Raw genomic sequence first — 7,857 nt, forward strand, 5'->3', positions numbered from 1 at the left:
CACCTACCTGACGAGACAAAAGGATGTGCTCACGAGTCTGAGGCATAGGACCATCAGTCGCACCACAAACCAAGATAGCACCATCCATCTGAGCAGCACCTGTGATCATGTTTTTAACATAATCGGCGTGCCCTGGGCAGTCAACGTGAGCGTAGTGACGATCAGTTGAATCATACTCAACGTGAGACGTCGCGATAGTGATACCACGTTCTCTTTCTTCTGGTGCGTTATCGATGTTTGCGAAGTCAACCTTCTCACCACCGAATACTTCTGCACATACACGCGTTAACGCTGCAGTCAAAGTTGTTTTACCGTGATCAACGTGACCAATAGTACCTACGTTGACGTGTGGTTTATTACGTTCAAATTTTTCTTTTGCCATCCGAACATCTCCTCAAAAAATATAGCTCGATTGCGGACACTGCGTCTCGGCCAGCTAGAACCAGCATTGACCACACACAACTTAAATTCAATAAAACCAAGCAATAACACTCATGGAGCTCATAACCGGAATTGAACCGGTGACCTCCACCTTACCAAGGTGGCGCTCTACCGACTGAGCTATATGAGCAACGAATTTATTACTTGGAGCGGGCAGCGGGAATCGAACCCGCATCATCAGCTTGGAAGGCTGAGGTAATAGCCATTATACGATGCCCGCCACATAAAACTGGTGGAGGGGGGTGGATTCGAACCACCGAAGCTTACGCGTCAGATTTACAGTCTGATCCCTTTGGCCACTCGGGAACCCCTCCAGCTAGAATCGTAAAGACTCTAAAGAACTCAAAACAAAATGGAGCTGGTGGACGGAATCGAACCCCCGACCTACGCATTACAAGTGCGTTGCTCTACCGACTGAGCTACACCAGCTGCACACCCTCATTTCGAGAGGCCGCTATACTAAGTGAACTATTTTTCAGATGCAACACTTTTGCAAAAAATTTCTCTCTTCTTTGCACCTGTTGATAACAATGCAGCAATTTCGTCTATTTTCTCTTGGTTTTCAGCAGCATAATCAAGCCCGTACTCCAACCAAAAACTCGTTTCAGACTTCTTTTTCTCGAAAATGCTTGGCGCCATACCACTTTTCTTTACTTTTTTTGCTAACCCGCGCGCCAAATCTATATTTTCAAACACCCCTAAAGAATAAGCCCCACTTAATTCTCCTGAAGAAATCTTATACGTGTCGACCTTAATCTCAAGCAATCTTTGCTCTAGATCTTCAACAACATCTTTCTTCGCGATATACACCCAATAAGAGGGCGCCTTATCAAGAGTTTGACCTACAATCTGAACCTCACCAGTCCCCAGAAGCACTCTCTTTTTTTCCAATTCCAACTCAGCCCTATTATCAAAAGGCCCCAGCAACTCACAACGCCTCGCTATTGCCTGTTTATCGCCACCCGACGATGAAATATCCGACAACAACACTATACGTTTTACTGCCTTATTTTCCTGAAATTCTGGACTCACACCCTGCTCTCGATGCTTCACCCACTGAAAAGCAACCAGACCTACATTCACAACCAATAACGCTATAAACACCCACTTCATTAGTTTAGCTCCCCCTCAAGCCTAGATCCGAACAGCCCAGCCATCCCCTCAAAGACCAATACAGGCCTCAATTCGTAAGCCCCCACGATAAATCCGGCGATATATTTCGCATCACCACCCGTAAGTATTACCTTGTTAATACCATAGCCCTGACACTGTGACTCTAAGTAGCTTATAGTTTGACTCACCATAATATGAACACCATTAACAACACACTGCTCAGTATTCCTGCCTGGAGATAATCCACACTGCACATCATCATCTAATACAATTTTCGATGTCCCCGCCACAAGCGAATCCTGCAACATTTTGCAACCTGGAAAAATATAGCCACCAATATGCCGTCCATCTCCGTCAATCAAGTCGGCCGTCAAGGCACTACCGCTATCGATTACCATACAAGCGCCTTGATACAGATCGCGCACGGCTGATATTACCAGGCAGCGATCAACCCCCAACCTTTTCACCTCATCGTAAGCAAATTGCTGCCCGCTCATATCATCATGAGAAATCGCATAAATCTTAACATCCACCATACGCTGGAGCGCGTCAAGCAGACTATCTAGTACTTCAGACACCCTAACAGATGCTACCAGCACCCTATTAAATGACATGCCACCCAACTCTGCTGCCAGCAAAGCAGGATCAAGCGCCGACAACAACTCCTCTCCCGACCTTATGATTTTATTATTTTCAGCTAAACACCACTTGATCCGTGTGTTGCCGCAATCTAATAGAAGCATCAGCCTAACCTCACCGACACCTCACCTGCGTTAACCGCAGATAGTGCTCCATCAACCTCTAATAAGAGCGCGCCAGACAAGTCAACTCCTCGCGCAATACCAACTATTGCACCACTGTTGATTTCAACCACTTTACCCGCTAAAGCATCAAATTTGTTCCAATCCGACAAAAAACCCTTAAAGCCACCCAACTTAAAACGCTCTAAGTCACAATACAAACCACTCAATAAGTTGCCAGCTAGCTCATTCCGACCAATATCCGATACTTCGGACAAAGCTGACCAAGCCTGCTCAATCACTTCCGCATCCTCAGGCTTCATATCAACATTCAAACCCAGACCAACCACAACCCGCCAACTCGTTGTCGCCTCTCCATGCAACTCAACCAAAATACCTGCTAACTTTCTTCCACTTAACCAAACATCATTCGGCCACTTTAACTCAACGCCACTAACACCAAGTGATGCTAGCGTCTTCACAACAGACAAACCAACCACCAAACTTAGCCCAGATAGAGCTTCTGCCCCACCATCAAGATTAAAAGCAATACTAAGATAAATATTTCTCGCAAAAGGACTAACCCATTTTCGGCCACGACGACCTTTTCCGGCCGTCTGATATTCTGCCAAGCAACTCTCGTATAAATTTCCTTCGAGTTGCTTTTCCAATAAGTGAGTATTTGTTGAATCGGTACTTAAAAGTACCTCAATAGAGATATTTTCGACAGCTTGAGCTGCCATATACGACTGAATAGATTTACCACACAATAGATCAAGCGGTCGCAACAAGCGATAGCCGCGCCCTTTTACTGACTCCAAGGGTAAACGCAACTCCTCCAATTGACCTAACGCTTTCCACACTGCAGTTCGGCTTACACCCAAAGTACGACCAAGGTCCGACCCTGAATGGAATTCACCATCCGACAAGAGATTTAAAATAGAACGGAGTTCCATAAGGGAAACCAAAAAGAAATGAAGCCGCGATTATAGCGACTTCGAAAGCATTATCGCAATGCCATCCTTATTAAGGCAAGAAAATGTAAGCGCCAGCTTTAATCTATTGGCGTAGCAGTAATATCAGTTGTGATATTAAAGTTCTGTAGCTTCATTCCGTATAGCAGCGTTGACTCACCACCGACAGAGTGGCTGAGATTAACTCTTTCAAAATCAAGCTCTTTGAACTGCGTATTTGTTCTCATCGCAACACCTACCGGTCTATTTGCAATATCTGCAGCAGTCATATCTGAAGGAGCCTTGTACTCATAGGAGCCATCAGGCAACATAACCTTTTCCCAACCCTCTTCACCGTAGATATTATTACTATCGAAGCCTGTCGACTTCTTAATAACCGGAGCGCGAGCAATATCCATGTTGTATTCTGTCTGAATCCCAAAATCGTCAGACAAATTGTTCCCGTCATTGGTCGTATAATTATCAAATATTAACTTTAGACCCGTTCCCTTATCGGGCGAACCAGTACCCTCGCCATCGCGCCCGACATGCCAAGTTAAGCGATTTCTCTTTCCTTCAGAATCAATCTTCGACTTAAAGTGCCGTTTAGATGTTATTGTTAAGCCCTGGTCCCCACGATTTTCCCAGCGCCCGTTATCAGCAATACAATCACCCTGGCTAGCTCCGACACCACCAATACAAACATCTCCAGCACCACCAGTTGATATCAAGGTCTCAGAACCAGCATGATAACTCTCTACTACAAGCCCGCCAAAGCTAGCGTCAGCAGTGCGTTCACCTATTTTAAAGTCTGTAACATCCAACCGACTCCAACTTTCACCTTCATAAATCTTTAATCCGTCACTTGTGACATCTAACATCATGTCACGCAAGTGCACATCATAATTCAGCCCACTTAACCAGATTCCATTCCCAGTCCCGTCAGCCTCTAAATAGGAACCCATAATGCCATCACTAATTGATATATCGGAATTTACTGTAATTCCTTCGCTGCCTTCTCGCCCACCAGCCCCAAGTGTAATATGGCCATTAAGCGTTCCTTCCAAAGAAGGTGAACCTAACAAACCAGGAAGCCCCTGCACTCCCTGTGCAGACCCAAGCTTCTCATTCTTTAAATCCTCTTTATCCCCGGTACTCTCAGCAACCCGCACTCCCTCAATTTGATAGCCAAAAGCAAGATCTTCAAAACCAAGCCTTAGACCATCAAAAAACACGTCATCATTTGGCAAGTCTGCAGTAATATCGATAGTGATATCTCCATCAACATAAGCAGAAAGAGAACTCAACATCAAAGAATAACCATCATCGGTGTATACAAAGTTAGATTGATTTGTGTCACCAGCGATACTTAATTGAGTATCAAGACGTAAACCTTGATTGCCAGCCTCTGTATTACCGCCAGCTTGAACCAAGATTTTGTTGGTTCGACTAACACCACCCCAAACGGAGTCGGCGTAGGTCAAAGCAATATCGAAAGAACCTAGTGACTTTAATTGAACAGGGTTACCCGCGACATATTGATCAATATTTGTTTTAGTTTCACCCAAAACAAAATCCTGAACATGCAGATCTATCGCTAACTGTTCAAAGGCTAAAGCCAAGCCCACACCATGATAAGCGTCACCTGAATCCTCATCATCCAAAATATCTAGCGTCATGTTGACCAAATCTGTTGACCCGGTAATACCCAAAGCACCTACCCAGTAACCTGTATCTGCCCAGTCAGTATCATCACCCCACGCTACATCCAAGCGATTAAACTGGTTCGATGAATTGATCGTCATTCCTGTAAGACCATCAGCGCCGCCCGCGGCAATTAACAAATCAGAATTAACATCCATATTAATCCACAAGCTACCGTAACTTGCTAAAGGCGCGCCCGACGTAACATCATTAGTTACCCCGTGATTTAACGCGTTATTACTATACCTAATGGCATCTACACTTAGCTCTGCCTTTAGGTTAGGCATTGATAAGTTAAGCTGTCCTGCCTCGGTCACCCCAAACACCGTACCCAAAGATTCGACATCCAAACTTAAACCATCCAAGAAAAACTCATTGCCATTAGTGCGATATCCTAAGCGCCCATTTTCGACGGTAAAATCAATATCATACAACCCACCCAAAACATTGTTAGCACCGTGTCTTGTATTACCTCTGTTGTGCACCAAGATAGAGCCATCAATCTCGTAGTCAATAAAGAAGCCCCCTATACTCGGATCTGTTACAAGTGAAGGCAGGCCCGGCGCATCAACAAAACGAATTTCCTCTATTTCGAACCTTGCGACATTTCCAGAAGAAAAGGCAAACTTTATATCGCCGTTATCAAGAATATCAAACTCTAATCGGTGCTCTGCCAACTGCCCAGGATCTGCAGCAGAACTCATCTTGACACCCTGCAACGCTATACCCAAACCATCATCAAAATAGGCTATCTCACCCACTGAAAACTTCGATTCTAGGTCAACAGTGATTCCCGACTGCCCACTTACACCCGACAAAAACTCATCACCAAGTGCTTTTAGCTCCGCAGCGCTTATTTGTGGGAGAATAAAAAGCATTAATGTTATTGATAGTCTATTTATCATCCGTAATTCCTAAGGCGTTGGAAAAACCAACAGGTTACCCTGCAAAGTGAGATCACCACTCATCTCGACAGTCATTAAGTCGACCTGCTGATAGTCTGAACTATTACTTGGACGGTCTTGGTTTGCAGTCGCGAGCGTATACTGGAAGTCGTTCATGCGTATACTCTTAGGCAAGCCAATTTCGATCACATCCCGATTAAATAGCAGACCGTCACCACCAAAACCATCTGCAATATCTCTCAGTCTAAACGTAAGACCTTCAAAAGAGACTGAGCCTTGAATATTATCAATCGCAAACCAGCCTCCATCATTCTGAGTCTTAAAAGCTAAGCGCGCCCCACATACTTTTTGACTATTTGAACAATCTCCAAAGTAACCATGGCTGTCAGAGTCATTGAACGCCCCACCCTCTTCGTTGATTGAAACTTCACCTGTTAAATAAACACCACTTTGCCCTGTCACCTCTGATAGATCTGAGTCATCAATACTTGACATCTCTGCATTAGCGAGCCCGGCAGTAAGCATAAAAATTAGTACCCGAAACAACATAAATAAGCCTCTAGTTAGGATCCAAGTCCCGAAATTTAACATCCATATACTGGACCAATATCCCTTCAATTCGCTGCTCGCCTAAACTTGTACCACCAATGTCTAAATCACCGACAATGATATTGCTACGATACTCACCATTCGTATAATAATCGTGAAAAAAGTCATGCGCTGCGACAGCATCCGGGTCAGCTAAATCGTATGAACCATCAACAACATTAATCTTATCCATATATGGATGTGTAATTTTCGCTATTTGAAGAGTAAGCCCACCGCTTGTTGGTAGATTGCTAGATCCATCTACCCCGATGTATAAGGGCTGGAACGTGTGACCTAAAGCCAACTCCATTTGGAAGTTGGACATTTTAATGCTAGATGAGCAACCTTGATTAATTTGCTCACAAGTACTTACCTCAATGGAGGGAGAATAAAAGTTAAGACGAAACTCTGCTGCCATACGCTCTTCCCCGTCATCGCCCCACAAGCGCAAGTAAGACCCGTCAAACACGGCACTTTCAACATTGATGTTTAAATTGCTTGCAAGAGCACCATCATTAATTTCAAGTTCTAAGCCAAGATCTGGCCTCTCCCCATTTACCCATTCAGCAGATGAAGGTCTACTAGAACACTCCCCACCTGCAGCACCAGTCAAACAGTCATAACCTTGAGCAGTATCTAAAACCTTCCTAGGTGCCGCAAATTCAAGTACCGCCTCTCCGGGTAAGCCAATATCAGGGTCATCACCATTTAATAAATCAATTTCGTATGGGTTAGTTAGCCTACCTAGATTTACACCCTCTAGAGTCTCCCCATAATTACTACCTGCACGCGCGATATACATTTGATTAACGTTGATTACAACGTCTTCTCCAGCACTGTTAGTTACACCACTAATCCTGAATACCTTGCCTTCGCTTGGATTATGGCCGTGACTGAAAATAAAGTCATCCATCACTAAACCGATGCCTTGGCCATCGACCTCAGATAAATCACTGTCAGATAGCGACTGCATTTCTGCATATATCTTCGTACTACTAGCCATCATTAGCGATAGAAATAACAAAGCAATTTTGTTGTTTGTAGATGCATTCATAGTTGAAATCAGCGTCCTGATTTATTAGAAGTTAGGGAAGTATACCCAATAATTAATTAAATCATGTCTTGCGAGTCAAAACTTTACAGTCGTTCACAAATCAAACAACAAGATAAGAACCTGCTCACATAATTAAAACGAAAGTGAGTTACTTACAATACTTTCTTCCAGGCAATAAAAAACCCCAGTAGGATGACCTACTGGGGTTTCTAATAGAAGCCTGACGATGACCTACTCTCACATGGGACCTCCCACACTACCATCGGCGATGCTTCGTTTCACTTCTGAGTTCGGGATGGGATCAGGTGGTTCCAAAGCTCTATGGTCGTCAGGCAAAACTTCGGTTGCTGATACTTGAT

Annotated in this window: 7 protein-coding genes, 4 tRNA genes and 1 rRNA gene; all 12 read right to left on the reverse strand. The window is 44.2% G+C overall.

Annotated features, from left to right (window positions below; genetic code table 11):
- Window positions 1–382: GTP-binding protein (locus tag A3766_RS04125; RefSeq protein ID WP_197479306.1), on the reverse strand; the 382-nt coding region annotated here is incomplete at its 3' end.
- 113 nt (window positions 383–495) lie between these two features.
- Window positions 496–571: transfer RNA gene (locus A3766_RS04130), tRNA-Thr, on the reverse strand.
- A 15-nt stretch (window positions 572–586) separates the two neighbouring features.
- Window positions 587–661, reverse strand: a tRNA-Gly gene (locus tag A3766_RS04135).
- Window positions 662–671: 10 nt separating this feature from the next.
- Window positions 672–755 (reverse strand) — tRNA-Tyr (locus A3766_RS04140).
- Window positions 756–794: 39 nt separating this feature from the next.
- Window positions 795–870, reverse strand: a tRNA-Thr gene (locus A3766_RS04145).
- Between the two features lie 39 nt (window positions 871–909).
- Window positions 910–1,554, reverse strand: coding sequence for a hypothetical protein (locus tag A3766_RS04150; protein ID WP_068514082.1), 645 nt, complete (start codon window positions 1,552–1,554; stop codon window positions 910–912).
- Window positions 1,554–2,297: a type III pantothenate kinase gene (locus tag A3766_RS04155; protein ID WP_068514084.1), complete on the reverse strand. Its 744-nt coding sequence runs from the start codon at window positions 2,295–2,297 to the stop codon at window positions 1,554–1,556. Before A3766_RS04155 ends, A3766_RS04150 begins: the two co-directional genes overlap by 1 nt.
- The gene (gene birA / locus A3766_RS04160; RefSeq protein ID WP_068514087.1) at window positions 2,297–3,250 is read right to left on the reverse strand and encodes a bifunctional biotin--[acetyl-CoA-carboxylase] ligase/biotin operon repressor BirA; all 954 of its coding nucleotides are present in this window, start codon (window positions 3,248–3,250) and stop codon (window positions 2,297–2,299) included. The genes A3766_RS04155 and birA overlap by 1 nt, the downstream gene beginning before the upstream one ends.
- Before the next feature lie 98 nt (window positions 3,251–3,348).
- Window positions 3,349–5,856 carry a DUF6160 family protein gene (locus A3766_RS04165; protein WP_156491798.1) on the reverse strand — a complete coding sequence of 836 codons (2,508 nt, stop codon included), beginning with the start codon at window positions 5,854–5,856 and terminating at the stop codon, window positions 3,349–3,351.
- A gap of 9 nt (window positions 5,857–5,865) precedes the next feature.
- A complete protein-coding gene (locus A3766_RS04170; RefSeq protein ID WP_068514093.1) occupies window positions 5,866–6,405 on the reverse strand; it encodes a DUF6160 family protein in 540 nt (179 codons plus the stop codon).
- 10 nt (window positions 6,406–6,415) lie between these two features.
- A complete protein-coding gene (locus tag A3766_RS04175; protein ID WP_068514096.1) occupies window positions 6,416–7,498 on the reverse strand; it encodes a hypothetical protein in 1,083 nt (360 codons plus the stop codon).
- Window positions 7,499–7,716: 218 nt separating this feature from the next.
- Window positions 7,717–7,831: ribosomal RNA gene (gene rrf, locus A3766_RS04180) — 5S ribosomal RNA — on the reverse strand.
- Between the last annotated feature and the right edge of the window lie 26 nt (window positions 7,832–7,857).

The sequence above is a fragment of the Oleiphilus sp. HI0132 genome (assembly GCF_001635845.1).